The sequence below is a fragment of the Candidatus Nitrosotalea sp. FS genome (assembly GCF_011319475.1).
In the GTDB taxonomy this organism is placed as follows: domain Archaea; phylum Thermoproteota; class Nitrososphaeria; order Nitrososphaerales; family Nitrosopumilaceae; genus Nitrosotalea.
The window spans coordinates 1-1014 of the sequence record NZ_RCMC01000040.1 but is presented as its reverse complement, the minus strand read 5'-3'; the positions used below and the strand labels follow the sequence as shown (position 1 = coordinate 1014).

The window sequence follows — 1014 nt, the reverse complement described above, 5'->3', positions numbered from 1 at the left end:
CTTTTCAGCCTCCTTGAAGTTTGGTGCAGTAAGTGTAATACGATACTTGGGGGCGCCAATGTATGTCACAGATATTTCCTTCTTGTTTGCTGTGGAATCAATCAATGCTTGCTTGATTATCTCGATTCCGTTTGATTTGGTACAGGTAAGCTCAAAGATGCCGCGTATCTCTACATGGGGAACCTGGATCTTTGAGCCAAGCTCGGCAATTACAGTCAGTGCCTTTGAAGGAATACTGAGATTATCTAAAACGGATATGCCTTTTGCTGAAACTTCTGAGAATGCGTCATAGACTNCATGTGGAACCTGGATCTTTGAGCCAAGTTCGGCAATTACTGCAAGTGCCTTTGAAGGAATGCTGAGATTATCTAAAATTGATATGCCTTTTGCTGAAACCTCGGAGAATGCGTCATAGACAGAGCCAAATTTATCCACCAAGACATTTTCTAGTTTTGTCATCTCGGATGCAGACAAGCTGACTTTGGATTTCAGATTTTCAATGAGGGCTTCTTCTTTTTCGCCTCGCTTTATCTCTAAGAGTTTCTTTTTCTTTTGATCAGATGATACTTGTTTTAGTGACAAGTCTATCTCGGATCTTCTTGGGTCTACACGTTTTACAAGTAAGACTTTTTTTTCTCCTATCTTGAGAAACTTGGCTACATTTCTAATCCAGCCGGTTGCAATTTCGGATACATGCAAGAATCCTTGGATGTTGTTGAATTCATCAAGGGAGACATATGCTCCTTGGTCCACTATCCTTGTTACTGTAGCAATAACAATCTCTCCCACCTCGGGGAAATCTTGGACAGTTGTCGTCATGGCTTTCAAATTTATTGTACATAATTTAATGTTGTTGATGTTTTGTATCGTTGAATTTGTAGAATATTCTAAAAGTCGATTCCTTTTTTTGCTTTGATTCCGGATTTGAATGGGTGCTTTATCTCCCTCATTTCTGTAACTAGATCTGCTTTTTCTATAATCTCATCTTTTGCATGATTTCCTGTCAGGACCAAG

Annotated in this window: 2 protein-coding genes and 1 pseudogene; all 3 read right to left on the bottom strand. The window is 39.5% G+C overall.

The annotated features are described in order from the left end of the window. Window positions 1–295 (bottom strand): annotated as a pseudogene (locus DYY66_RS15710) (RNA-binding protein); the annotation flags it as partial. A 1-nt stretch (window position 296) separates the two neighbouring features. Beyond that, on the bottom strand, window positions 297–819 hold a 523-nt coding region (locus tag DYY66_RS15705), incomplete at its 3' end, for a S1 RNA-binding domain-containing protein (protein ID WP_394352543.1). Between the two features lie 68 nt (window positions 820–887). Continuing rightward, window positions 888–1014 (bottom strand): cob(I)yrinic acid a,c-diamide adenosyltransferase (locus tag DYY66_RS02110; protein ID WP_166285799.1); only part of this gene is annotated, 127 nt, incomplete at its 5' end.